We start from the raw sequence: 25,598 nt of genomic DNA on the forward strand, positions 1-25,598 counted from the left end.
CATGGGCAACCGGCTTTAATGCAGGGGCCGTTTCTTAATCAGGCCCCCTTTGGTATCACTCACGCATTGCATCACTACAAATGCATGCGGATCAATCTTATGAATCTCATCCGTCAGGTGAATCACCTCGAGGCGTGTGATGACCGTGAACAGAGCCTCCACGCGCAGGTGCTGGTGGCCGTGCGTGCCAAAGCCCCGGATACACTCATACACCGTAACACCCCGGCAGAGCTTCTCCGTTATCATCTGCCGGATGGCTTCGCTGTGAATAGAAATGATGGTGAGACCGGTGTATTCCTCTACCCCCACAATGACAAAATCAACGGTGCGGGCGGCCGACAGGTAGGCCAGAATGGAATACAGGGCCGTTTCTACCGACAGCAGCCAGGCAGCTACCCCAAAAATCAGGATGTTGATAATCAGGATAATGTCGCCGATGGAGCTGGGGAGCTTTTTGCTGATGTAGACGGCCAGAATTTCGGTGCCGTCCAGCACACCGCCCCCGCGCATAGCCAGCCCTACACCTGCGCCAAGGAAAAAGCCCCCGAACACGGCAATCAGCAGTTTGTCCTGCGTAATGGGTGGGAATGATACTATGAGCAGAGTGCCCGCCAGCGCTACAATCGTCAGCAGGGTTTTCAGCGCAAATTTCCGCCCCAGCTGATAATAGCCCAGGATGATGAAGGGAATGTTGATGACCACAATCAGCACGGACAGGGAAACCCCCGTGACCTGGCTGGCCAGCAGGGAAATACCCGTGACGCCACCATCAATAAAGCCATTGGGCAGCAGGAAAGCTTTCAGCCCAAAAGCCGCCGAAAAGATGCCGGCCAGTAGCAAAAGTCCGTGCTGCAGCGCACGCCGCGCCCAGCGGTGCGACAACCGGTACAGGAGCCGGTAGTCTGGCGCCGTAGCGGCGGCCGTTAGGGCAGGGGGCACTGCTACCAGGTGCCGGCCCTGCTTTCTGGTCCGCAGGCGTAGCGGAATAAACGGGTCAATCAGCATCATCAACCAGGATAAGTGACGGAGCTATTGCTCTCAGCGCAGTCTGCTGAAAAAGGGAAGAACTGCCTTTGCTGCCATGCACAAGCAGTGCTTACTGGCCAGAAACAGCCGCCGCACTGCAGAAGAAGAACCGCGCCGGCTGCATTGCCAGCGCCCCATCTGTTTCCTACACACTAGGCCAGCCCCAGACTGGCCTTCTATCTGCTTCTTTTTTATTTTATATGGAAAGTAAAAATATAAATAAAATATCCGAAGTAGGGAAAAAGATTCGGTGGTGCCCTTGGTTAAAAACACTTCCTCCCTTCTACCTGGCTTTCCGTACAATAAGCACCAAACCTCAACAGTATCGAATGCAAACCTCCCGACTTGAACACGACTTTCTGGGTGAACGGGCCATTCCCGCCGATGCATATTATGGCATTCAGACACTACGCGCTATTGAAAACTTCCACATCACGGGCATCCCACTAAAAGTGGAGCCACTGTTTGTGCAGGCGCTGGCCTACGTAAAGAAAGGCGCGGCCCTGGCCAACCGGGATTTGGGGGTGCTGGAAGCCCCACTTGCGGAAGCCATCGTAAAAGCGTGTGACCGAGTAGCGGCGGGCGAGTTTGACGACCAGTTTCTGACGGATATGATTCAGGGCGGGGCAGGCACCTCCGTGAACATGAATGCCAACGAGGTAATTGCCAATGTAGCGCTGGAACTGCTGGGTAAGCAGAAGGGGGAGTACGAGTTCTGCCACCCCAACAACCACGTCAACTTCTCGCAGTCCACCAACGATGCCTATCCTACGGCTTTTCGCATTGCCCTCAGTAATAAGCTGGTCGGATATAGTAAGGCGTTGGGGGAGCTGGCCGATGCTTTTCACGCAAAAGGCGAGGAGTTCCGTAATGTGCTGAAAATGGGGCGCACGCAACTGCAGGATGCCGTGCCCATGAGCATGGGCGACGAATTTCATGCCTTTGCCACTAACCTGCGGGAAGAGTTGCTGCGCATTGAGGACAGCCGCCGCCTCATCAGCGAAATTAATATGGGGGCCACGGCCATTGGCACCGGCGTTAATGCGCCTAAAGGCTATGCCGAACTGGTCACGCAGCATTTGCGCACCATCACGGGGCTGGACCTAAGCCTGGCCGGCGACTTATTTGAGGCCACCTATGATACCGGTGCCTACGTGCAGCTCTCCGGCGTGCTGAAGCGCACGGCGGTAAAGCTCTCCAAAATCTGCAACGATTTGCGCCTGCTGTCGTCGGGGCCCCGCACGGGCTTGTTTGAGATTAACCTGCCGCCGCTGCAGCCCGGCTCCAGCATTATGCCGGGCAAAGTAAACCCGGTAGTGCCCGAGGTAGTGAACCAGACGGCTTTTTACGTTATCGGGGCCGACTTAACGGTAACCATGGCGGCCGAGGCCGGACAGCTGCAGCTGAATGTGATGGAGCCGGTTATCAGCTTTGCTCTGTTCACCTCAATTTCCTACATGACCAACGCCTGCCATACCCTGCGCGAAAAGTGCGTGGTAGGAATTACGGCCAATGCGAAGCACGCCGAAGATTTGGTGCGTAACAGTATTGGCATTGTGACGCAGCTAAACCCGGTGCTGGGCTACGAAACCTCCGCTGAAATTGCGAAGGAAGCCCTGCTGACAGGAAAATCGGTTTACCAGATTGCCGTAACAGAGCGCCAACTGCTGACTCAGGCTAAATGGGATGAGATATTCACGTTTGAGAATTTGATCCGGCCCGGCTTCATTCAATAGCTGGCAGTTAACCGCCAGTAAAAAGCCCGGCGCTACAGTTGTAGCGCCGGGCTTTTTGGTGTTAAACAGCGAGAAGCTTTACTGGGCTTCGCGATTCGCATTCTGCAGATCCTGCTCGGCGTTGGTGCCGGGGCTTTGCACCTGCTTGGCCGCGGCCAGCAGCGCTTCCCCTAACTGCTCTACGCGGGGCCGGGTGTTGCCTTCCGAAAAAATGGCGGCTTTCAACGTGTTTTCGCCTAGGCGCTGGAGCAAACGGCTGATAACATTCTTATCCAGGGTACCGGAGCCGAAGTGGGCTTTTAGCTCCTGCATATCCACCACTAACTGGTGTAGCTCGGGGTTGTCGGCATCTTTCAGGTCCTGAATCCAGCGCTGGAAAGTGTTATCGAGTCCCGCGCGGGAAGCTTCTTCCTGCAGGTTGCCGTTCAGCAGGGCTGTAGCGGCATCTAAATGCACTTGGTTTTGAACCTCTTTTTTTTCCATGATAGCAGATTTTTTTTGGCCGAAAGTGAAGACCGATGACTTATTACCGTAACGGCCCGGCGGCAGTAGGGTTATCCGGTAAAGACGTACAGAATGTTGGGCTGACGGATGTAGCTGGCAAGAAAAGGCTGGTTTGGGTTTCGCTCCCTAGATAACAGGCAAGAAGCCAGCACCTGGCAGGCCCTTAAGTGGCGCTAGGCCGGAACAGAATTTTGTCGATGTGGCTGCGGTCCACATCAATGATTTCAAAATAATGCCCTTCCCACGTAAACTTCTCTCCGGCCCGCGGCAGCACATTCAGCAGGTGGAGGGCAAAGCCTCCCAAAGTGTGAAAACTGCCCAGGCCGCGCCGCTGGGCATGCGGAATGTGAAACCGGTCGGCAAATTCCACAAAGGGCAGGGCCGCATCAATGAGGAAAGTGCCGTCTTCGCGGGCCACTATGGCTGGCTCCCCTTCCGTATCCGGGGATACGTCCCCCACCAGCGCATCCAGGATATCATCAATGGTAACCATTCCCACCACACCGCCAAACTCATCTACCACAATGCCCTGGTGCACGCGCCGCTCCCTAAACAGCTCCAGGGCGTGATACGCTTTGCTGGTGGCGGGCAGGAAAAGCGCCTCCCGCTTGAGGGCCGCCATGTTTTGTAGCTGCTGGTCCAGCTGTTCGCCTACCAGGTCTTTTAAGTACACCATGCCCACAACCTCATCCAGACCACCCTGGCACAGAGGATAGGCAGATTGCTTGTGCTCCAGGATGGTTTGCCGGGTGGTATCCACATTATCTTCCAGATCCAGCCACACAATATCGTGGCGGGAGGTCATGAGGGAGCCCACGCGCCGGTCGCCCAGGCTGAAGACGTTGCGCACGATGTCGTGTTCAATTTCCTGAATAGTGCCTTCGGAAGCGCCTTCTCTCACCAGGGCCTTAATTTCTTCTTCCGTTACGGGGCTCTCCTGAGGCTTAATGCCCATGAGCTTAATGAGAAAGTCGCTGGAAACGGTGAGCAGCCAGATGAACGGGGAAGTAAGGCGGGAAAGCAGCGCCATAGGCGCTGCCATGAACTTAATAATGCGCTCCGGGTTGGTGAGGCCAATGCGCTTGGGCAGCAGCTCTCCAATCACTACCGATAGATAAGTAGTAAAAATGACCATGAGCGTTACGGCAATAGGCTCACTGTAGGCCTGCAGGCCCGGTATTTGGATCAGATATCCTTGGAGCTGGGTGGTGAGGGCGGCCCCGCTGAATACCCCGGTCAGAATACTGATCAGCGTAATGCCGATCTGAACGGTGGAAAGAAAACGAGTGGGGGCGTGGGCCAGGGCCAGCGCTACCTGGGCGGGGTGGCTGCCCTGCTTGGCCTCCGCTTCCAGCTTCGACTTACGGGAAGATATAAGGGCAATTTCCGACATCGAAAACACCCCATTGAGCACGACCAGCAGCAGAATAATCAGTATCTCCATGAGTCAGAAGGGCATAATCAGGGAATACGCATCCGCCCTAAAAACAGGTTATGGAACAAGGCTAGTAAGCAGTGACTCGGCTTACACAACAGAAACCGAATGAGCCTCAGCACTTAAGCAGAAAGGAAGCTGTAGGAGCGGAGCTACCGGGGCAGATACAGCCGAAAGGTAGTGCCCTGGCCTACTTCACTTTCTACCTCAATGCGCCCGCCGGCCTGGTACACCAGGCGGTTAACCAGATACAGGCCCATGCCCGTGCCGGCTACCTCCGGGTGAAAGCGGCGGAAGAGCTGAAACATCTTTCCCCGGTAGCGTTTTAGGTCGATACCGCGGCCATTGTCCTGCACGCTCAGCACGACCATGCCATTCTGCTGCGTGGTGTTCACGGTGATGTGCGGCGGCCGGCCAGGCTCAGTGTACAGCAGCGCATTATTCAGCAAATTGTACAGCATGCTGTGCAGACTATGGCGCGCTATGCGCAGGGCAGGAACCGCCACAAAGTTCAGGGAGAACCGGGCTTCTGCCTGCTCCCTTCGTGGCAGCAGGCTCCGGATAATTTCCTCGGTGAAGGGTTGCAACTCTACGGCCTCTACCGGGGCCTGCTCCAGCTTTCTTTCCTCCTGCACAATTTCCGTCAGCCCATCAATGGTTGTGAGAATTTGATGCAGGGCCTCGGTAAACATGGCCGCCATATGGGCAGCTGCGGGGTCATGGAAGGTGGTGCTGCGCTTAAACTCCTCAAAGAGCCCGGCCATGTTGTGCACCGGCTGCTTTAAATCGTGGGAGGCCGTGTATACGAAATTGTCCAGGTCGGCATTAATCCGGGTGAGCTGCTCATTCTGGGCGCGGAGCTGCTCGGCCTGCTCCTCCGCCTGGGCCCTGGCGCGCAATAGCTCCTGCTCATACTGGTGCCGGCCGGTAATATCAAACAGCGTAACGCGCACTACCAGTGGCTGGCCCGTGGCATCATGCAGCAGCACAGCATTCAGCAGCACCGGTAAGGTAGCGCCGTCTTTTAGCTGCAGGGTATTGCTGATTTCCTTTAGCTGGCCGTGTTGCAGCAGCAAAGGCAGACAGTGGGTTTCATAATTCTGCCGCCCCTCGGCAGTAAGTAACTCCTGCAGGGTATAGCGGGCTACTACCTCCTGGCGGCTGTAGCCCAACCATTGCAGCAGTGTGTGGTTCAGCTTTACCAGCGTGCCATCGGGCAGGCAGGAGCAATAGCCGCAGGGGGCGTGCTCATAAAGGTCTTCCAGGTTTTCTTCCGTCAGGCGCAGGTCCAGTTCGGGCAACAGCTCATCATCGGCCTTACTCATGACTGGGCTATACGCACCGCCGCCGGAAACGCCGGAAATCAAACCAGCCTCCTGCTTCGCATGCCAGGCGGGAAGCAAAAGGTTGGTTCTAGCGCCCAGGCAGGGCATAAGCCTGAGCGCGGTTAATCAAGCAGACTACTTACCCACGGTTACTTCCGGCGCCTTGCGCGAAATCAGGTCCACATCGGTAAGCTTCTGGGGAAACCACACCGTCATTTCGCCTTTGCCGCGGTTTGCCCAGGCATAATAAGGAATGGCCGTCATGGTCTGGCGGGTGGTGCTGATGGAGTTATTGGCGGCATCTACCAGCACCACGGGCACGGTGGCCGTCAGCTGCATAATGCCATTTAATATCTCTGGCTGATAGGCGCTGGTGAAGGTGGTAGCCGCCGGCACCATGATGTTGCTGGCTTTGCCGCCATTGTCTTTCCACTCGGCGCAGTATACTACCGGACCCCGCTGCAGGGCTACTTTGCCCAGGTTGTCCTGCACGCTGGGGTGCGCCACTACCTGGCGTACTTCCATGGGCAGCTTCACTTCCACCACATCATTTTTGCGCCATTTACGGGCCAGCACGGCATAGCCCTGGCGCGTGGAATACGTTACGGGCTGACCGTTCACGCTGATGCTTACTTTCTGCTCCGAGGGCGTAGCAAAACGGTACAAATCCGAGGGCAGGGCCTCGTTCCGGGCCCAGCCAGGCAGGCGCACCAACAGGTTGAAATCCATAGCGGTAGCGGGAGTCACCGTGAATTTCAGGTTGCCCTGCCAGGGGTAATTGTTTTGCTGCGTGATGCGCACGTTCTTCTTATTCACCTTCAGGTCCGTAGTGCCGCTGATGAACAGATTGGCGTACACGTCGTGGCCTTTCTGGGCATACACATAGCCGGGCAGGGAAGGCATGAGGCGTGCCATGTTGGTGGGGCAGCAGCTGCAATCAAACCAACCCGCGCGGACCGGCTCGGTTTGCGGGAAGCTGGCGCTGTTTTTAATCTGCATGGCGTTGCTGTAGAAGAACGATTTGCCATCCAGCCCCACGCCCGAAATCAGCCCGTTGTAGAGCACTTTTTCCAGCACATCCACATACTTGGAGTCGCCGTGCAGCAGGAACATGCGCTGGTTCCAGTACACGTTGGCCACTGCGGCGCAGGTTTCGTTGTAGGCCGTGGCGTTGGGCAGCTCGTAGTTGCCGCCAAACCGCTCACCGCCCGGAATAGCGCCCGTGCCACCCGTGACGTAGATTTTCCTGCTCACCATGTTCTGCCAGATGGTATCCACGGCCGCCAGCAGTTTCTGGTCGCCGGTGAGGGCAGCCACATCGGCCATAGCCGAGTACAGGTACTCGGCGCGCACGGCGTGGCCCTCGGCTTCCTTTTGGTCTACCACGGGCTTGGCGTCCTGCCAGTAGGAGCCATTGCGGAACGGGTCGGGGCTTTTGGGGTCGTAGCCTTTGTACTTGCCGCGCTCCTCAATAAAGAACTTGGCGGTGCTTAGGTACTCCGGCTTACCCGTTACGCGGTACAACTTCACCAGGCCCATTTCTACAATTTCGTGGCCGGGCGCTACGCCGCGCTTGCCGGGCCCGAATACGGAGCAGACGAGGTCAGCATTTTTTAGGGCAATGTTGAGCAGGCTTTTCTTGCCGGTGGCTTCGTAGTGCGCCACGGCTGCTTCATAGAGGTGACCTGAATTGTAGAGCTCATGGCTCATTTCCCGCTCATTCACCCAACGTTCCGGCCCCGACCACGGGTGCGGATGGGCCGGATCGATAGTACGGGCCGTGTATAGGTAGCCATCGGGCTCCTGGGCCGCGGCCACTTTCTTAATCAGCTCGTCCATGTACCCGTCCAGCTTTTCGTCGGGGTAGAGCTTCAGTGAGTACGAAGCGCCCTCAATGGTCTTGTAGATGTCGGTATCATCGAAGGGAAAGATGGTGGCAAACTTACCCGTTCGGGCTGCCGCCATCTCAAAGTTCTTTACCCGGTTAGTGGACTCACAGCGCTGAAACGAAGCCGGAATCGTTACGTCAGTATTGGTCTTCAGCCGGGGCAGCCAGAAGTTATCGGCCAGCTTCACCTGGGTAAACGATACCGCCTGAATGGGATAATCCGAACGTTTAACGGACTGGGCCAGCACCGGCGCACTAAGCAGCCCGGCTATAAGGAGAGAAGATAGGATGCGTTTCATAAGCTAGAAGAGAGAAAACCAGCAGTTCTTATTGATGCAGCGGCTTACTGAGACGCCGCTGTTCCACGCTTGGATATCCGGTACAGCCGGGCCCCATGCCGGCGCACAAAAGGGGCAAACTCATCGGTAACTACTTCCTGGTTCTTCCCCGTCCATAAGTCGCGCACGGTGCAGGGGCCGCTGAGCCCGAGCTGCTTCATTGTCACGGGAATGCGGGCTGAGTCAACAGGCATGGGCCGGTAGGGGTTCTTGGTGAAGACCAGGAATTGCAAGGTGCCGCCGGTATTCTGGGCGGCACCGGCATTGTCCAGCCCGGCGGTAGCCTGAAAGCGGGTAAAGCCGGCGGGCAAATCAAACTCAATCATGGAGTTGGCGTGGGTGCCAATGCCCTGCTCGTAGCGCTTGCCCGCCACCAGCAGATCGGCCCCCGATACGCTTTTGTTGGCCGTAACCTGGCCCCAGCCCGCCGAGGCGGCTTTCCAGGAAATGGAGCTTAGAGAAATAGTTTTGCTGCCGTTGCGGAGCACCGGATTCAGCCAGTCGGCGTGGTCCCAGGCAATATCGTCGCCGCCGTCGCGCACGTTCAGGTATAGCTTAGTCGCGCCGGTTATATCCACATCCACCGGTTGGCTTTGGCCCAGCGTCTGGCGAGTGAGGAGGCTGCCGGCCCAGGCGGCTTCACTGGCGGGGGCCAGCTCCTGGTCCTGCGCGTTGAACAAAGCCAGAAACTTATCACCGGTGGCCGGGTCGTCGGCGGTCCAGGCAATGAGGTTGTCCTGGCGGAAAAGCTGCCGGTTGTTGGTGCTGTGGCGGTTAACGGCCAGCACTTCCTGGTTGGTCAGTAGGGAAAGGGTGAAGGCGTCGTTGCTGGGTAAATCCCCACCAAACATCAGTGGCGAACGGAAAATACTCCATAAGCTCATCAGCGTGTACTGCTCGTCGCGGGTAAAGCGCGTCATCCGGTCGTCGCCCCGCTCGGCCCGGATGCCCAGGCGGCCCAGCGGCAGCATATCCGCATCGGGGTAAGCGCCTGCGCGGATAAAAGGCGCCCAGCGGTTGCACACTTCAAAGTGCTCCTTCAATTGCTCCCAACTGTCCCAAAAGTCGCCCACCGTGCGCCACATATTGGCGTGGTCCTGCACGTGCTGCGCCTCCGCAATGGGTGTTTCGCCTGGAGAGGTGCTCAGCACTATCTGACGGCCGGCAAGGTCTATGGCCTTACGAATCATTTCTACCTCGGCCTTATGGTAGGGGGAAGAAAGATCATCCACCTTCACAAAATCAACGCCCCAGGAGGCATACATTTGAAACAAAGAGTTATAGTACTCCTGTGCGCCGGGCCGTCCGGCTACCACGGTATACATATCATGCAGCCAACCGGCTTGCCCTTCCGGGGAGTAGATATCGGCCGCGGTTACTGTGGTGCCCAGGATGGGCAGCCTGCGCTGTACGGCCACCACGGGCACGCCGCGCATGATGTGAATCCCGAATTTCAGGCCCTTGGCGTGCATGTAGTCGGCCAGGGGCCGGAAGCCTTTTCCGTCGGCGGCGGATGGAAACCGATTCACGGCCGGCACAAAGCGGCCGTACTCGTCAATGGAGAAAGCGGGGTCTTTGTCATTATAGCCGTGGGCGGTGTCGTTACCTACGTACCAGCGGATATCCACTACCACGTACTCCCAGCCAGATGGGCGCAGATGCCGGGCCATGTAGTCGGCATTGGCTTTTACCTCGGCTTCCGTTACGGTGGGTCCGTAGCAGTCCCAACTGTTCCAGCCCATAGGTGGGGTAGAGGCCCACTGGTGGAAATCGGCCTTGGCAGGAGCGGAACTGCTGGGTACTGCTTTAGGGGCGCAGGCACTGCTGGCCAGGCCCAGAGCCAATACCCTTAGAAGCATTCGGGAATATAGGCGGCGCATCTTCAGAGAATTTTGACGGTGAATCAGTAGCGAAAATGAAAGAGCGAGTGCAGAACTGCGCCCAGCATGTAGTCCCAGTCCCTTACCTCTAGTTCTACTGCCCAGCAGTTAGCACCCGCTCTTTTTCCTCACTCACTCTTTCTTGCTCTACTTTTTTAACTCACTCAGAAATCGATTCTTACCCTCTTGTATTTTAACACAACCGATTGTGTAACGGTGCTAAAAGCAGGGCGGAAGTGAACCGCCCTGCTTTTTTCTTTACCAGAACTTAACGTACAGCGCCGTAATAATCAGTAGCGTGATAACAATCATTGCCAAGGTGCTGGGGCTTACCTTGAACATGCTGGAATCCACGGGAATGGCCTTAGGGTTAACTCTTGGCCCCGCCAGGCTCATGACAATCATCAGCAAAAACGTGAAGGCAAAGGAGAGGCCCATGCAGATGAGGAAGGGAATTTCATACTCGCCGCTGGCATTGGGGAAGGCCGTGTAAAACCAGGTTTCATTCCCGAATAGCAAGGGGGCAAACTTGCTGAAGAACACCGAAAGAATGAAGCCCGACAGGATACCAGCAATGCCAGCCTGCGCCGTGGTGCGCTTCCAGAACAAGCCCAGAATAAACACGGCCACAATACCGGGGGAGATATAGCCGGTGTACTTCTGAATGTAGGTGAAGCCACCTTCACCGCCAATACCCAACAGGTCTTTCCAGGTCAGCATGATAGCCAGCGCCATAGCGGCGAAAACCGTCACGCGGCCTATCCATACCAGTTTCTTTTCATCCGACTCCGGGCGCAGGTAGCGCTTGTAGATGTCCAGGGTGAAGATGGTGGAAATAGAGTTGGCTTTGCCGGCCAGAGAGGCCACGATGGCGGCCGTTAGCGCGGCCAGTGACAAGCCTTTCAGGCCATTAGGCAGGAAGGTCAGAATGGCCGAGTAGGCATTGTCGGCGTTGAAAGCGCCCGTAGAGTTCATTTCAGCCTGCAGGCCGCCGTTCTTATGCAGCACGTAAGCCGCAATACCGGGCAGCATTACAATTACCGGCATCAGAAGCTTCAGGAAGCCCGCAAACAGGATACCCGTACGAGCCGTTTTGAGGTCGGCGCCCAGGGCGCGCTGCGTAATGTACTGGTTGCAGCCCCAGTAGTTCAGGTTTACAATCCACTGGCCGGCCGCGTACATGGCTATGCCAGGCACCATGAGGTACTTGTTAATATCGACCTGCGGGGAGGCTGCTGTTGGCTTTTCAAATATCATGTGGAAGTGGTCCCCGGCATCGTGCATCATGGCATTGAAACCCGCCAGTGCATCATGCCCCAGACCGAACCGCTGACTTACCAAGGTCAGCGCCAGATACGTAGTGGCCAGACCACCAATGATAAGTACCGTTACCTGAATAACGTCGGTGTAGCCTACCACTTTCATACCGCCCAGGGTAATTATGAGGGCAAACACGGCCAGGGCCACCATAATCAGGTGGAAGCTTTCCCCGCCGCCAATCAGGTTGCTGATGGCCAGCGCCCCGAGGTAGAGAATGGAAGTCAGGTTAACCAGTACATACAGGAACAGCCAGAAAATACTCATAATCAGGCTCAGAGCAGAGTTGTAGCGCTGCTCCAGAAACTGCGGCATGGTGTAGATCTTCTGCTTCAGGTAAATCGGCATGAAGAACACGGCCACAATAATGAGCACAATAGCCGCCACCCACTCATAGGCCGCTACCGCAATACCCACCTGAAACCCGTTGCCCGACATCCCGATGAATTGCTCGGCGGAAATGTTGGAGGCAATCATGGAAGCACCAATAGCCCACCACGTCAGCGAGCCTTCGGCCAGGAAGTAGTCCTTCGTGTCCATCTGCGCCTTTTGCTTGCGCTTATAGACGTAAAAGCCATAGGCCGATACTCCTATCAGGTAAAATAGAAAAACCGCTAGGTCTAGCGTATTAAAGGCGTTTTTCATGCGAGGGGTGGGAGGTCGAAAAGATTAGCGTGGCAAAAGATAAGGGTAGAATACCTTTTCAAAAGAATAATCATACCCCGAAAATGAGAATTTATGAAGCTTGTTGGATTTCAGCCATTTCCTAGCGCTGGCTGAAGGCTACCTCGTTGTAGCGCAGCTCGTTTTTGAAGGTGCGCAGCCTGGTTTCGTCGTCGATGATGAGGTACTCGATACCGGCCATTTCAGCGAAATCCTCCAAGTACTCCGCCGTCAGGTTCTGGCTGTAACCGGTGTGGTGGGCTCCGCCGGCGTGAATCCAGGCGGCCGCACCCACGCTCAGGCTGGGCTTTACTTTCCACAGCACGCGGGCTACGGGCAGCTTGGGCAAATCCTGCTCGGGGGCCACTGCTTCCACCTCGTTTACTACCAGCCGGAAGCGGTGCCCCAGGTCTACGATGGTAGCATTCAGGGCCGGGCCGGCAGGGCAGTTGAACACCAGACGGGCCGGATCGGCCTTGCCGCCAATGCCCAGCGGATGCACTTCCACTTTGGCTTTGCCCTCGGCAATGGTGGGGCAGATTTCCAGCATGTGGGAGCCGAGCACCTGCTCGTTGCCGGGCTGGAAGTGGTAGGTGTAGTCTTCCATAAAGGAGTTGCCGCCGGGCAGACCGGCACCCATCACCTTCATAGCGCGCACCAGGGCAGAAGTCTTCCAGTCACCTTCGCCGCCAAAGCCGTAGCCCTCCGCCATCAGGCGCTGGGTAGCAATACCGGGCAGCTGCGCCATGCCGTGCAGATCCTCGAAGGTATCGGTAAAGCCAATGGCTTTGGTATCCTGCAGGAAGCGGCGCATGCCCATCTCAATTTTGGCCGCCTCATACAATGACTGACGCTGGCTCCCACCATCTTTCAGCGAATCGCCCAGCTCGTATTCCTGCTCATAGGTAGCCAGCAGCTCCTTCACCTGCTCGTCGCTCACGGCGTTAATCACTGCTACCAGGTCACCGATGCCGTAGGTGTTCACGGAGTAGCCAAACTTCAACTCGGCTTCTACCTTGTCACCCTCGGTTACGGCCACGTAGCGCATGTTGTCACCAAAGCGCACAATGCGGGCACCCTGCCAGTCGGCCCAGGCGCAGGCCGCACGGGACCAGATGCTCAGGCGCTCCTGCACATCAGCGCTCTGCCAATGGCCCACCACCACTTTGCGCTTTAGCTTCAAACGGGCCCCAATAAAGCCAAACTCCCGGTCGCCGTGCGCCGATTGATTGGTGTTCATGAAGTCCATATCGATGTCGCCCCACGGAATGTCGCGGTTGAACTGCGTGTGCAGGTGGGCCAGCGGCTTCTGTAGAATCTTCAGGCCATTGATCCACATTTTGGCCGGCGAGAAAGTGTGCATCCAGGCTACCAGGCCCACGCAGTTAGGCGTAGTGTTGGCTTCCTGCACCAGCTTGGTAATACCATCGGGGCCGGTGAGAACGGGCTTATACACCACCGTAATGGGCAGGGCCTGACCCAAGGCTGTGGCAATCTGCTGGGAGTGCTGCGCTACCTGCTCCAGGGTTTCGGGGCCGTAGAGGTGCTGGCTGCCGGTGATAAACCAGACTTCGTAGTGGGAGATGTCAATCATGGGAGGAAAGGCGAAAAGAACGTCTTGCGGAGCTTGCCAAAGCATCTCGCTCGCGTCGTGGACTGATTGGATTACTGCTGCCTGCGAGATGATTCAGCAAGACAGCCAATGAGTGAATTTTCAGGATTGACCGTAGTAGGAATTCGCCCCGTGCTTGCGCTCGTAGTGCTTCTGAATCAGGGCTTCTTTCAGGCGGGGCACATCGGGGCGCAGGGTGCAGCTGAGGTAGGCCATGCGGGCCACCTCTTCCAGCACGGCGCTGTGATACACCGCTTTTTCTACTGTTTTGCCCCAGGTGAAAGGAGCGTGGTTACTGAGCAGCACCATTTCTACTTCCTCCGGGGAAAGCCCGCGGCGCTGAAACTCGTTGATGATCTGCCAGCCGGTCTGATGCTCGTAGTCGCCGGCAATCATGGCGTCATCCATGGGCGGCGCACAGGGCACGTCGGCCGTGAGGTGGTCGGCGTGGGTAGTACCCAGAATCGGAATGTCCAGCTGCGCCTGGGCCCAGGCGGTGGCATAAGTGGAATGTGTGTGGACAATGCCCCCAATATGCTCCCAGTGGCTGTAAAGCACCGCGTGGGTTTTGGTATCGGAAGAAGGCCGCTTGGTGCCTTCCACGATGTTGTTGGCAAAGTCGACAATGACAATGTCATCGGGCCGCAGGGCCACGTAGGGCACTCCGCTGGGCTTAATGGCAAACACCTGCTTTTCGCGGTCTACCACGCTGGCATTGCCAAACGTGAACAGCACCAGGCCCAATTCAGGCAACTGCATGTTCGCCTCGTAGCAGGCTTGTTTTAACGCTTGGTACTGGCTCATATCCGGGCGGCCATTTCGGTTTCAGCCACTTCACCGGCGCGCAGTTCGGTGGCCTGCTCTATGTATTGACCAAAGGCCTGGTATTGCTCGTAGCGCCGCTGATAGTCGGCTATCCGGGCCGGGTTGGGCTGGTAGGTTTTGGCAAAACCGCTGCCCATCACCCGCTGCGCCGTAAGAACATCGGGGTGGATGCCGGCAGCCACAGCAGCGTACATGGCAGAGCCCAGCGCGGGCGCCTGGTCTGACTCGGCCACCTTAATGGGGCGGTTGAGCACATCAGCCAGGGTTTGCATCATAAACCCAGATTTCTTGGCCACCCCACCCAGGCCAATGACCTGCTTAATGGGAATTCCTTCCTGCTCGAAGCGTTCCACAATCTGTTTGGAACCGTAGCAGATAGACTCAACCAGCGCCCGGAAAATGTGCGGCGCACTGGTGCCCATGGTCAGATTCATGATGGCGCCTTTCAGGGCCTGGTTGGCGTCGGGCGTGCGGCGGCCGTTTACCCAGTCCAGCGCCAGCACCGCCGACTCTTCGGGGTTAACCTCGGCAGCTGCTTTAGTTAGCTCCGTGAACAGATTGTCGCTCATTTCGGCCCGTAGCGCTTCCTGCTGCTCGGCACTGAGCACGGAAGATTGGGGCAGCAGCGTGCGCAGGGGCCATTCAATTACCTGACGAAACCAGGCCAGCAAATCACCCACGGCGGACTGCCCGGCTTCCAGACCCAGCATGCCCGGTATCACGGAGCCATTCACTTGCCCGCAGATGCCGGGAACGAGCTTGTCACCCACTTCCTCCATGGGAGCCACTACAATGTCGCAGGTGGAAGTGCCCATCACCTTCACCATAGAGTAAGGCTCAATTTCTCCAGCAATGGCCCCGGCGTGGGCATCGAAGGTGCCCACGGCTACCACTGTGTTGGTGGTAAGGCCCAGGCGCTGGGCCCACTCCGCCGACAGCGTGCCTGCTACCTCATTAGCCGTGTAGGTTTCCTCAAACAGACGTTGGCGCAGGCCGCCCAGCTTGGGCTCCAGCAAGGTCAAAAACTCTTCGGAGGGTAACCCACCCCAGCTCTCGTGCCACATGGCTTTGTGGCCGGCGGCGCAACGGCTGCGCTTAAAGGTGGCCAGGTCGCCGCCCGTGAGCAGGAGCGTGAGCCAGTCGCAATGCTCCATCCAGGAGTAGGCAGCTTTCGTCACCGCTTCGTCCTCGCGGGTTACGTGCATAATCTTAGCCCAGAACCACTCAGAAGAATAAATTCCGCCTTCGTACTGCGTAAAGTCTTCTCCGCCCCAGGTCTTGGCTTTCTGGTTGATTTCGGCCGCTTCAGCCAGGCCCGTGTGGTCCTTCCAGAGCACGAACATGGCGTTAGGGTTTTCCTCGAAGCCGGGCGTAAGGGCCAGGGCCACGCCTTGCTCATTCACAGGGCCCGGGGTAGAGCCCGTGGTGTCAATAGCCAGCCCGACAATCTGCGCGGCCGGCACGTGCTGCGCTACCTGGCGCACCGTGGCCTCCAGCCCTTCAATATGATCCAGCGGGTGTTGGCGGAACTGATTTTTGGCCGCGTTGCAGTAGCGCTGGGTTTTCCAACGGGCATAGTTATGCACGGCTTGGGCTACTTCGGCGCCGGTACGGGCATTTACCAGCAGGGCCCGGACAGAGTCAGTGCCATAGTCAATACCGATAACGTAGGCTTCTTCGGAGGAAGATGCTGAGGCGGATGTTTGCACAGCGAAAAGGGTAAGAAGTGTAAGCGGTAGTTTTTAGTCAGGCACTACTTGCGCACGCCGAATTGATAAGTCGTAGTGGACTTCAGGGTCTGCCCCGGCTTCAGAATCGTGCTCGGAAACTTGGACTGGTTGGGCGAATCAGGGAAGTGCTGGGTTTCCAGGCAGAAACCGGCGTGCTTGCCATACACCTGACCGTCTTTGCCTTTCAGGGTGCCATCCAGGAAGTTGCCGGTGTAGAACTGTATTCCCGGCTCCGTCGTGCGCACTTCCATGGTACGGCCCGTGCTGGGCTCGAATACCATAGCTGCCGGATGCATGCCCGTCGTCTCGTTCAGTATCCAGTTATGATCGTAGCCGCCGGGGACCTGCCCAATTCGCTCATCAATGGCGTGCGGCGTGGTGAAGTCAAAGGGTGTGCCTTTCACGGGGCGTAGCTCGCCGGTGGGAATCAATCCTGCGTCCACCACATTATAGCGGTCCGCCGGAATCGTCACCTGGTGGCCCAGGATATCCTTTCCTCCACTCAGGTTGAAGTAAGCGTGGTTGGTCAGGTTCACGGGGGTAGCCTTATCCGTGGTGGCCGTGTAGTCAATTTTCAACGCATCGTCCGGGGTCAGGGTGTAGAGCACCGTCACGTTCAGATTGCCGGGGTAGCCTTCCTCCCCGTCTTTGCTGAGGTAGGTCAGTTTGAGCGTCTGGCCTTCGGCCGAGCTGCCGGGCTCCGCTTGCCATACTACTTTATCGAAGCCCTTCTTGCCGCCGTGCAGGGTGTTTTCGCCGTTGTTTTTTGCCAGCGTATACTGCTTGCCATCCAGCGTGAACTTGCCTTGGGCTATGCGGTTGCCGTAGCGGCCAATGAGGGCTCCGAAATACGGACCCGACTTAAGAAACTCGGGGCTCTGGTAGCCACTCACGTTATCAAAGCCTAACACCACGTCACCTAGCTTGCCGGCCTTATCAGGCACAAGCAGGCGGGTGATGGTGCCGCCATAGTTGCTGATGCTCACCTGCACCCCGTGGGCGTTGGTCAACGTGTAGAGCTGCACTTGCTGGCCATCCTGCGTGGTGCCGAAGGACGAAACAGTGGGAGCAGCGCTGGCAGTGCTGTCGGTAGTTTGGGTGGAATCAGCCATGGTCTGGTTGGCGTCGTTGTTATTCGACTGTTCAGCGGGAGAAGATTGGTTACAGCTGGCTACGGAAAGCAAACCGGCTAGTCCAAATAAGCCGATGCGAAGGGAGTGGTTCATGATCTAACGGATGGGAATTAGAAAGTGACTGAGCAGGGCTGATATGGTGAAAATGCAGGGTGAGTTAATGATTTGCCAGATTTAAACAATGGATTGTGTTCGGTGTAAAACCATCGTATGAATCAATTAATCAGTTATTTATAGTTTGTCTTCTCTTGTGCGAAATAGGCGCTTAGATCTTTTTTAGCCCTAACAGGAGTGTAAAGTAGAAAATGATTTTCACTTTACACAATCGTTTGTGTATTGCCATAATAAAAAAGAGTAGACGCAGCCGGATTACGCTACGCCCACTCCTTCAATCCTCCTATTGAATGGTCACTTTTTGTCGCCAGAATCCGCTGTCTTGTCGAACCTGTACCAGGTAGATGCCGGATGGTAATTTGGGGGCAACTTCCAGCCTGCTTTGCTGCCGGGAAAACGACTGAAGGTAGACCATCTGGCCCCGAACGTTATACATCTCCACTATCGTAGCCTGGCGTGCTTTTTGGCTCCCCAACTCAATAGTAAATCCGTTACGGGTAGCTGGAATTGGGAATAAGGTTACTCCCTTAAGCTGCTTATCGGTGGCAGAGGCCGTGGGAATAGTGACGTCAGTAAGCGCCCATTGCTGGCAGTTGCAGCCATTATAATCCCAGAGGGCCAGCTGCTGCCCAGCAGTAGTTGAGGCACCCGGCACCTCTATCACCCGGTTGCCATTGGTGGAGGCCAATACTACGCTGCCGTTGTTTACCCGGTCTATCCGGAAGCGCTGGCAGTCCAATTCACTATAGGGCTTGAGCTGCAGCTTGGCCCCGTTATCGGCGGAGCAGCCGGCTACATCAGCGGCCAAACCGCCCAAGGCATTAGTGATTTTATATTCCCCATCGCCCATGGCCGTGATATCCCAACGCTGACAGTCCAGCCCGGTAGGGGTGGCCTGCGCAATGGCCTGGCCTGTTACGCCGGAGCAGCCTGAGGAACCCCAGATCAGCTGGCTGTTTTGGTTTTTGATTTCGTAGCGCCCGGTGGTTACCCAGTCCCGGCTAACCACCGGCCAGCCGGCAGCACTCCAGGTAAGCTTGGCCAAACTTAGCTTGGCCACCCCATTGTCCTGCCCATCATAGTAATGGTGTGAGAAGTAGCTGACGCCATTCTCCTGGAAAATACCTGTGTGGCCCGGACCGATATAACGCCCGGAGGTATTCAGGACAACGGTACCGCCCCCGCTATTTAAATCAACCCCCTTCTGATCAAGGAAAGGGCCGGTAGGAGAGGTAGAGCGGCCCACCAGGATATGGTAGGTGCTGTTTACTCCGTTGCAGCAGGCACCACGGTTAATAAACAGATAGTAATAGCTGCCATTTTTGGTGAGGTAAGCTGCTTCCGGATTGTTGTTGGCTACAGCGTATTGTGTGGTTCCAGTGAGTTTGCCGGTACTAGCGTTGAGCCTGGTAATGCGAATACCACCAAAAAAAGAGCCGTAAGACAGCCAGACATCCCCATTGGTATCCTTAAAAACGGCCGGGTCAATGGCATTCACTGCGCTGTTTGCATCGGTGGAGATTACCTCACCCTGATCTTCCCACTTATAATTCGGGCTGGCCGGATCCAGGGTAACGTTGGTAGCCAGCCCAATGGCCGATACCTTGGAGCCGAAGGTGGAACAAGAATAGTACAGATAGTACTTGCCGTTCATAAAAATGACCTCAGGTGCCCAAAAATGGCCTTTGAAGTCTTTTACTTTGGTATTAATCCAGCTCGGGTAGGCGTTGTTCACAAACACCGCTTTGGAACCGGCGGTCCAGTTCACCAAGTCGGTGGAGTACATGCTGTAAATGCCTTGCCCCGTTGCAAAAATCCAGTACTTGTTGCCATCCTTCACCATGGTGGAAGGGTCGTGCACGCCCACGGCCCCTTGCAGAGCCAAGGCTTGGTAGCCTGTGCCAGCCAGGAGCAGCATAACCAGCACAGCCAGGCGCAGCAAATGAGAGAAGGGGCCAGCATGATGGTCCGAGGCCCGGCTTCCTGAAAGTATGGGGGTAGACATATGCAGTTGAAGGTAAGTTGAGAGCAAAGAAACCTACAGCCTTACGGCTGGTTATTCCCCGCTGGGTTTCAAAATGGGGGTGCTGATGGCCACCGGCACACCAAAGTCGGGGGTGCCATCGGCTTTCCAGGTAAACTTCTGCATGCGCGGGTTGCGCTTTTCCACGCACCCTTCATTGGCGTTGGAGTTGGCGTGATACAGAATCCAGTCTTCCTGCCCATCCTTCGACCGGAAAAAGGAATTATGCCCGGTCGCATACGCCCGGTTGGCGGGGTTTTGGGTGAAAACGGGCTTGGCTGATTTCGTCCAGGATGATAAAGCCAATGGGTCGGCGGTGCTATTGGCCGTCAGCATGCCCAGAGCATACTGATCGGTACCGCAAAAGCTGGCTGAGTAAACCAGAAACGTTTTGTCGCCGTGCTTCAGGATTTCGGGGCCTTCATTCACATAAGGCGGACCGACAGTTTCCCAATTGTACTCGGGGTGGGAGAGCTCCACCCGCGGACCAATCAGCGTCCAGGGGTTGCTCATTTCGGAAATATAAAGGCGCTGAATAGCATCCACGCCATTGTGCCCCGACCAGATAAAGTAGCGCTTGTCGTTCTGCTCCAGCACGGTACCGTCAATAGCCCAATAGTCGGCCTCGGGGCTGACCACCTGGCCCTTGCTAATCCAGGTGCCGGTGGTAGGGTCGGCGCTGGCGTTTTCCAGTACCCAGGTACGTTGCCGACCCAAATCGGAGCCGGCCGGGCCGGCAGAATAGTAGAGGTACCATTTGCCATCCAGAAAGTAAAGCTCCGGCGCCCACAGGTTGCCCGAGGCCGGCCCGGTTTGCGGTGGTGCCCAGGCCAGCACGCTGGACTTGGTCCCCAGTTCCGACATCTTAGCCGTTTTCCAGATGCGCAGATTAGTATTGGTGGTGTGCATGTAGTAGTAATACCCATCCTTATGATACACCCAGGGGTCGGGGCCGGAAGAAAGCAGCGGATTGGTGAAGGTGGTGCCTGCTACCGGAGGATTAATTACCGGGGGCTTGGGCGCCACCATGGTTTTGTCGCCGTTGGTGCAGCTAAGCAGCAATAGCAACGCCAGCGCGGGAATTTGCCGGAATATTGATTTGAATGGATACGTCATGGATAATCAGAAACTGGCACTAATAAATACCCATTTACGCTGGGCTGTGGGTCGAAACAGAACAGCCGCTCCCAAAAGTGGCCGGGAGCGGCTGTCTGAATTCGTACTTACTGGAACATGGCTTAGTAGCCAGGGTTCTGATGAACGTTCGGATCGATGTCGATGTCGCGCTGCGGAATAGGCAGCAGCTTCGAAACACCTAAGCGGAAATTGCCAAAGTCAGGGTCGCGGGTCTTCAGCTCGTCAATGCCGGCCTGGGTGTCCATCAGGCCCCAACGCAGAATGTCAAACCACCGGGTGCCCTCGCCGGCAAACTCCTTGGCCCGCTCGCTGCGGATGAGCTTGCGCATATCATCCTGTGAGAAGCTGCCAGTTTTAGGAGCCAGATCTACGCGGGCACGCACTTGGTTTACCAGGGGCAGCGCATCATCCATGCGGCCCAGCTCCGTAAGCGCTTCGGCCTGCATCAGCAGAATATCGGCGTAACGAATTACGCGGTGATTAATGCCGGAGGTGAAGTTCTCGTTCTCGCGGGTGCGGTCATTCAGATACTTGCGCCAGTATTGCTGGCTGGAGTTCCAACCCCATTCCTTGAAGGTCTTGCCGTAAAACTTATCAGGGTTGCCCACGTGAATAATGCTGATGTCGCGGCGGGGGTCAATCATATGCTTCTTGGTGCTGCCGGGAGCAAAAGAAACCGTAGAATCCTTGTACTCATCCAGCAGCCAGCGGCGGGGCTGTACGTCGGCAAACGTGGGGCCGGGAGGGCCAAAGAAGTTCGGCCGGTCGTGGCTTTCGGAGGAAGAGGCGTTATCCTGTCCCTGGCCTACTTCCAGCACGGCACCCGTAAACTGCACTTCAAATACCGATTCTTGGTTGTTCTCGTTGGTATCCGTGAAGTTGTCCAGGTAGTTGCTTACCAGAGCATACTGCCCGGAGCCCATAATCTCCGTGAATAGGGCGGATGCCTCGGCGTACTTATGCTGGTGCATGTACATTTTGGCCAACAATGCCTGGGCAGCCCCTTTCGTGGCGCGGCCTTTTTCCGCATCGGAATAGGAGAGAGGCAGAGCGGGAATTGCGTCCTTTAAGTCAGCAATGATCTGGGCCTCAGTTTCGGCAGGGGCTGCCTGTACCACGCGGGTAGTTACCACTGGCTCTTCCACAATCAGCGGCACATTACCGAAGAAGTATACCAGGTCATAGTAAGACAAGGCCCGCACAAACTTAGCTTCCGCTACCAGGCGGCTGCGCAGCTCGGCGTCCATCTCAATGCCGGGCACGTGCGTTACTACCTGGTTGGTCCGGTAAATAGTCCGGTAGTAATCGTTCCAGGCAAAGGAGGAGATGAAGAAGTTGTTATCGGGGGTGATAAAGCGCGTAAACTCGGCCAGCGCAATGAAAGGGCTTTGGCTGAAGGACTCATCAGAGCGATGCGCCATAAAGTGCCAGCTGCGGTAGTAGCAGGCAAACTGCTGCAGGCCGGAGTAGCAGGCATTTACGCCTTTCACGGCATCATCCTGGGTTTTCCAGAACTGAGAAGTGGAAGGGGCGTTGGGGTTGGTTTTATCCAGCAGGTCTTTCTCGCAGCCAGTAGCCAGCAGCAAACTGCCAGCCAGCAACAGCGCAGGTATTTTATGTAGTTTCATGGTAAGTCGGGAATAAAGATGGTCGATGCTACAGGGGACGACGAATAGCACAGAGGCTAGAAGTTGACTTGCAGACCGCCCGTGAAGCTGCGTACGTTGGGATAAGCGCTGTTGTCAACACCACGGCTGTAGAAGCCCGTGCCAGTTACCTCCGGGTCGAAGCCGGTGTATTTGGTGAAGGTTACTACGTTGCGGCCCGTGAGGTACACCCGCACGCTGCCCAGGCTAGGCACCCGGCTTGTCAGCGTTTTTGGGAAGGTGTAGCCCACCTGAATGTTTTTGAGGCGCAGGTAGTCACCATCTTCCAGCCAACGCGTGGTATTACCCAGGGCATTTTTGCTGGCTGCCTCCGCCAGATCCGGGTCGGGGCTCAGGCCCTGCAGCATGCGCGGCACGGTAGAGGAGGGGTTGGCCGCCGTCCAGGGCTGCACGTCTGCATTGTAGTTATTGGGGCCGTTGAAGCTTTCCAGCGCCACCCGCGCCGAGTTGTACACCTTATTACCAGTAACGGCCTGCAGGAACATCGAGAAGTCGAAGCCTTTATAACCAGCATTCAGATTGAGGCCCATCTGCAGCTTCGGAATGGCCTGGCCTACATACACCCGGTCATCAGCTGTAATCACACCATCACCATTAGAGTCACGGTAGCGCACGTCACCGGCTGAGGCATAGGGCTGAATTACTTTGCCATCGGCGGTTTTGTGGTTCTGTACCTCTTCTTCCGATTGGAAAATGCCTTCAAAAGGAATCAGGTAAAACTCACCGAGGGAGGTGCCCAGTTCAGAGCGGGTCAGGAGCTCTCCGCCCTCAAATGCCTGGCCTACAACGGGTACTCTCGTAATCTTGTTTTTGATGGTAGTCAGGGAGAAATCAGCTCCGTAGGAGAAGTCATCCTTGTTATCATGGAAGCCCAGGGCTAGCTCAAATCCGCGGTTTTCAATGTTACCGGCGTTCTGGTACAGAATGTCGCCAAAGTGCCCCAGGTAAGTGGGAACCTGCACGGGGGCCAGTACTTTGCGCGTTTCGGAAATGTAGTAGTCTGCCGACAGGTTGAGGCGGTTGTTCAACACGCTCAGGTCCAGGCCAGCGTCCTTTGTATACCGCTCTTCCCACTGCAGATCAGGGCTGCTCAGGGCCAGTTGCGTAGAGCCATTCACAATTACCTGGCCCGTGCCCAGCACGTAGTTTACGTTCTGGCCAATAATAGGCGTGGTGAGGTAGTTACCGCCATAGTTGCCAGCCAGAGCATCGTTACCATTGCCGCCATAGCTGACGCGCAGCTTCAGGTTATTTACCTGTGGCAGCGCATTTTTGAAGAAGTCCTCTTCGCTAATGCGCCAGCCCAGCGAGCCGGCCCCAAAGTTCCCCCAGCGGTTCTGGGGCGCAAAGCGGGAAGACCCGTCGCGACGGAACGAGGCCGACACCAGGTAGCGGTTTTTGAAATCGTAGGTGGCCTGGCTGAAGTAGGAGCGCTTGGCATTTTCCGTAGTAGCACCGCCAATGATGCCTTTGTTGGCGCCGGCACTCAGCTCAAAGTAGTACTGTGGCTGGCTGGTAAACCCTTGTGTGCCAGCTTGGATGTTGTGCTGCCGGTAGCTTTGCTCGGAGTAACCTACCAAGGCATTAAAGTGGTGGTCGCCCAGGGTTTTGTTGAAGTTCAGAGTGTTTTCAGCCAGCAGGAACACATCATAGCCCAGGAACTCATTGAGCTGAGAAGTATTGATGGCAGTGTTCTGGCGTAGAATTCCCTCTTTCTGCGCATCCCGGTTGCTGTAGGTATGCCCGTCTAAGGCAACATTCAGGCGGTAAGTCAGGAAGTCAAAAAGAGAAACGTCGGTGCTGATGTTACCGGCCAGGCGGTTATCGGCCTGCGTGCGGCGCAGCAGCTCCTGGTTGCCAATGGGGTTGGTCGCAAATGTATTCAGGATAGGCGAGCCAGTGCCGAATCCGCCTTTATTAGCCGGATCATATACCGGGATGCTGGGCAGCATGGCCAGCACATCAATGAAGGAACCACCATTCAGCAGGGTCACATCAAGGTGCGTGAACTGGGCATTCTCCTGGAATTTCACCCGTCCGCGGGTAAGCCCCGAGTTCAGGCGCAGGCTGTAACGGTTAAAGTCCGGGCCTTTTACTACCCCTTCCTGGTGAAAGTACTCCCCTGAAATCAGGAAGTTGCTGGCGCTTTTGTCACCGGCGGTGCCACCAGCAAACGTCAGATTATAGTCTTCCAGCGTGCCTGTCTGGAAGAATTCATCCTGCCAGTCAGTATCAATATTTGGGTTGAAGGCACCACCTGGGCCTTTTACGGCACCAGCCAGGCTGTTCTGCCCGGCGTTCAGGGGGTCGATGCCGGCATTAGCATAGGCTTGCACGGCACGGTCGGCCCAGTCGCTGGCATTGGTCAGGTTATAGCGCTTGTAAATCTGATCAAAGCCCTTGTAGCCGTTAAAGCTGATAGAAGGTGTACCGGCTTTTCCTTTCTTGGTGGTGATGAGCACTACCCCGTTGGCGCCGCTAGAGCCATAAACAGCGGTAGACGAAGCGTCTTTTAGTACCGTCAGGGTTTCAATGTCATTGGGGTTTAAGTCCCGAATGTTGAAGGTCCACAGCCCATCAATAACGTAGAGGGGGGAGGAGCCGGCCGCGCCCAGGGTACCAATGCCGCGGATGTTTACCACCGGGGCATCACCGGGGCCACCAGAACCCTGCACCTGCACGCCGGGAAGGCGGCCCTGCAGCGCCTGCGTAGCCGTAGCTACCGGGGCTTTCACGGCCTCTTTTACATCCAGGCTGCTTACCGAGCTGGTTACGTTCTGGCGGTCCTGCGTAAGGTAGCCTACCACCACTACTTCCGATAGCGCCCGGGCATCGGGAACCAGGCTAACCGACAGGGAAGAGCGGTTATTCACGGCTATTTCCTGTGCAGTATAACCAACAAAGGAAAATACCAGTGTGCCGTTCTCTGGAGCGGTTAGCGTGAAGCGGCCATCCGTATCCGTCTGCGTACCCACATTGGTGCCTTTCACCACTACGTTTACGCCCGGCATACCGGAGCCCCGCTCGTCTACCACCCGGCCCGTTACCGTTATATCGGCCGGCATGGAAGCTGATATAGGGGGCGTGCTTAAAAACTCAGAATAAGCCGCCGCCAGCGCAGGTTGCAGGGGCAGGCAGCAGAGCAAGGCTGGCAATGACATCCAGCGCATTTTGGGTACAGGCTTCTTCATGGGAAATAAGTGTGGGGAGTAAGTGGTAAGTAGCACAATCGTTTGTGTTTCTAA

Annotated in this window: 16 protein-coding genes; 1 reads left to right on the forward strand and 15 read right to left on the reverse strand. The window is 56.4% G+C overall.

Going from position 1 to position 25,598, the window contains the following annotated elements:
* Positions 1-15 precede the first annotated feature (15 nt).
* Entirely contained in the window at positions 16-1,008 is a 993-nt protein-coding gene (locus Q4G72_RS07620; RefSeq protein ID WP_303310821.1) for a YitT family protein, read from the reverse strand.
* 347 nt (positions 1,009-1,355) lie between these two features.
* On the opposite strand from Q4G72_RS07620, the gene aspA reads away from it, so the two are divergent.
* Positions 1,356-2,762 carry an aspartate ammonia-lyase gene (aspA, locus tag Q4G72_RS07625; protein WP_303310822.1) on the forward strand — a complete coding sequence of 469 codons (1,407 nt, stop codon included), beginning with the start codon at positions 1,356-1,358 and terminating at the stop codon, positions 2,760-2,762.
* Between the two features lie 78 nt (positions 2,763-2,840).
* Here the strand turns inward: aspA and Q4G72_RS07630 are convergent, their stop codons facing one another.
* From Q4G72_RS07630 to Q4G72_RS07695, 14 genes are all read right to left on the reverse strand, one after another.
* Positions 2,841-3,245: a hypothetical protein gene (locus tag Q4G72_RS07630; protein ID WP_303310823.1), complete on the reverse strand. Its 405-nt coding sequence runs from the start codon at positions 3,243-3,245 to the stop codon at positions 2,841-2,843.
* Positions 3,246-3,429: 184 nt separating this feature from the next.
* A complete protein-coding gene (locus tag Q4G72_RS07635) occupies positions 3,430-4,710 on the reverse strand; it encodes a hemolysin family protein (RefSeq protein WP_303310824.1) in 1,281 nt (426 codons plus the stop codon).
* A gap of 143 nt (positions 4,711-4,853) precedes the next feature.
* Entirely contained in the window at positions 4,854-6,026 is a 1,173-nt protein-coding gene (locus Q4G72_RS07640; RefSeq protein ID WP_303310825.1) for a PAS domain-containing sensor histidine kinase, read from the reverse strand.
* Between the two features lie 135 nt (positions 6,027-6,161).
* Entirely contained in the window at positions 6,162-8,213 is a 2,052-nt protein-coding gene (locus Q4G72_RS07645) for a glycoside hydrolase family 127 protein (RefSeq protein ID WP_303310826.1), read from the reverse strand.
* Between the two features lie 44 nt (positions 8,214-8,257).
* A complete protein-coding gene (locus Q4G72_RS07650) occupies positions 8,258-10,111 on the reverse strand; it encodes an NPCBM/NEW2 domain-containing protein (protein ID WP_303310827.1) in 1,854 nt (617 codons plus the stop codon).
* Between the two features lie 279 nt (positions 10,112-10,390).
* Positions 10,391-12,094, reverse strand: a complete 1,704-nt coding sequence (locus Q4G72_RS07655; RefSeq protein WP_303310828.1) for a sodium:solute symporter family transporter — start codon at positions 12,092-12,094, stop codon at positions 10,391-10,393.
* 121 nt (positions 12,095-12,215) lie between these two features.
* Positions 12,216-13,706: an L-arabinose isomerase gene (gene araA / locus Q4G72_RS07660; protein WP_303310829.1), complete on the reverse strand. Its 1,491-nt coding sequence runs from the start codon at positions 13,704-13,706 to the stop codon at positions 12,216-12,218.
* A gap of 120 nt (positions 13,707-13,826) precedes the next feature.
* A complete protein-coding gene (locus tag Q4G72_RS07665) occupies positions 13,827-14,528 on the reverse strand; it encodes an L-ribulose-5-phosphate 4-epimerase (protein ID WP_303310830.1) in 702 nt (233 codons plus the stop codon).
* Complete coding sequence (locus tag Q4G72_RS07670; RefSeq protein ID WP_303310831.1) at positions 14,525-16,258, reverse strand: ribulokinase; 1,734 nt, start codon at positions 16,256-16,258, stop codon at positions 14,525-14,527. The genes Q4G72_RS07665 and Q4G72_RS07670 overlap by 4 nt, the downstream gene beginning before the upstream one ends.
* Before the next feature lie 44 nt (positions 16,259-16,302).
* Positions 16,303-17,505, reverse strand: coding sequence for an aldose epimerase family protein (locus Q4G72_RS07675; protein WP_303310832.1), 1,203 nt, complete (start codon positions 17,503-17,505; stop codon positions 16,303-16,305).
* A gap of 304 nt (positions 17,506-17,809) precedes the next feature.
* A complete protein-coding gene (locus Q4G72_RS07680; protein WP_303310833.1) occupies positions 17,810-19,531 on the reverse strand; it encodes a family 43 glycosylhydrolase in 1,722 nt (573 codons plus the stop codon).
* A gap of 51 nt (positions 19,532-19,582) precedes the next feature.
* On the reverse strand, positions 19,583-20,665 hold the full coding sequence (locus tag Q4G72_RS07685; protein ID WP_303310834.1) for a glycoside hydrolase family 43 protein: 1,083 nt from the start codon (positions 20,663-20,665) through the stop codon (positions 19,583-19,585).
* Positions 20,666-20,787: 122 nt separating this feature from the next.
* A complete protein-coding gene (locus Q4G72_RS07690) occupies positions 20,788-22,314 on the reverse strand; it encodes a RagB/SusD family nutrient uptake outer membrane protein (RefSeq protein ID WP_303310835.1) in 1,527 nt (508 codons plus the stop codon).
* 56 nt (positions 22,315-22,370) lie between these two features.
* Positions 22,371-25,544, reverse strand: coding sequence for a SusC/RagA family TonB-linked outer membrane protein (locus tag Q4G72_RS07695; protein WP_303310836.1), 3,174 nt, complete (start codon positions 25,542-25,544; stop codon positions 22,371-22,373).
* Between the last annotated feature and the right edge of the window lie 54 nt (positions 25,545-25,598).

Origin of the sequence: Hymenobacter sp. BT730, assembly GCF_030542105.1 — a bacterium.
Lineage (GTDB): Bacteria > Bacteroidota > Bacteroidia > Cytophagales > Hymenobacteraceae > Hymenobacter.

Bases quoted from the DNA above. Each gene is read 5' to 3' on its own strand.
- Q4G72_RS07620 (WP_303310821.1), bottom strand. From the start codon at position 1,008: ATGATGCTGATTGACCCGTTTATTCCGCTACGCCTGCGGACCAGAAAG.
- aspA (WP_303310822.1), top strand. From the start codon at position 1,356: ATGCAAACCTCCCGACTTGAACACGACTTTCTGGGTGAACGGGCCATT.
- Q4G72_RS07630 (WP_303310823.1), bottom strand. From the start codon at position 3,245: ATGGAAAAAAAAGAGGTTCAAAACCAAGTGCATTTAGATGCCGCTACA.
- Q4G72_RS07635 (WP_303310824.1), bottom strand. From the start codon at position 4,710: ATGGAGATACTGATTATTCTGCTGCTGGTCGTGCTCAATGGGGTGTTT.
- Q4G72_RS07640 (WP_303310825.1), bottom strand. From the start codon at position 6,026: ATGAGTAAGGCCGATGATGAGCTGTTGCCCGAACTGGACCTGCGCCTG.
- Q4G72_RS07645 (WP_303310826.1), bottom strand. From the start codon at position 8,213: ATGAAACGCATCCTATCTTCTCTCCTTATAGCCGGGCTGCTTAGTGCG.
- Q4G72_RS07650 (WP_303310827.1), bottom strand. From the start codon at position 10,111: ATGCTTCTAAGGGTATTGGCTCTGGGCCTGGCCAGCAGTGCCTGCGCC.
- Q4G72_RS07655 (WP_303310828.1), bottom strand. From the start codon at position 12,094: ATGAAAAACGCCTTTAATACGCTAGACCTAGCGGTTTTTCTATTTTAC.
- araA (WP_303310829.1), bottom strand. From the start codon at position 13,706: ATGATTGACATCTCCCACTACGAAGTCTGGTTTATCACCGGCAGCCAG.
- Q4G72_RS07665 (WP_303310830.1), bottom strand. From the start codon at position 14,528: ATGAGCCAGTACCAAGCGTTAAAACAAGCCTGCTACGAGGCGAACATG.
- Q4G72_RS07675 (WP_303310832.1), bottom strand. From the start codon at position 17,505: ATGAACCACTCCCTTCGCATCGGCTTATTTGGACTAGCCGGTTTGCTT.
- Q4G72_RS07680 (WP_303310833.1), bottom strand. From the start codon at position 19,531: ATGTCTACCCCCATACTTTCAGGAAGCCGGGCCTCGGACCATCATGCT.
- Q4G72_RS07685 (WP_303310834.1), bottom strand. From the start codon at position 20,665: ATGACGTATCCATTCAAATCAATATTCCGGCAAATTCCCGCGCTGGCG.
- Q4G72_RS07690 (WP_303310835.1), bottom strand. From the start codon at position 22,314: ATGAAACTACATAAAATACCTGCGCTGTTGCTGGCTGGCAGTTTGCTG.
- Q4G72_RS07695 (WP_303310836.1), bottom strand. From the start codon at position 25,544: ATGAAGAAGCCTGTACCCAAAATGCGCTGGATGTCATTGCCAGCCTTG.